Genomic DNA, 279 nt, shown 5'->3' on the forward strand with positions numbered 1-279 from the left:
CAAGCTGTGGAAGGTCTTGGAGAAGTACCAGCTCGAGAAGCTGGTCAGCTCGGCCAGTTCGCTGATGCGCACGACCCGGTCGCAATTGCCTTCCAGGTACAGGCGGGCGCGCTGGAGGCGGCCGAAGACCTGACGCTTGCGGCTGCGCGAACGGCCCGGGCAACGCTGGATGCGCGCGGTCAGCTCGCGCTGGACGCCGGCCAGGTGCAGCAGGATCGGACGCAGGGCGTTGAGGTCGAAACCGTTGTCGGCCTCGCCGTTGCGCGCGCTGGCCTGGCG

General features: G+C 68.8%; 1 protein-coding gene. It reads right to left on the reverse strand.

All coding sequences use genetic code 11. The annotated features are described in order from the left end of the window. Positions 1 to 279, reverse strand: a 279-nt coding sequence (locus HKX41_11245) for an AraC family transcriptional regulator (protein ID NNC24706.1), incomplete at both ends; no start/stop codon positions are given.

Origin of the sequence: Salifodinibacter halophilus, assembly GCA_012999515.1 — a bacterium.
Taxonomy (GTDB): Bacteria; Pseudomonadota; Gammaproteobacteria; order Nevskiales; family Salinisphaeraceae; genus Salifodinibacter; species Salifodinibacter halophilus.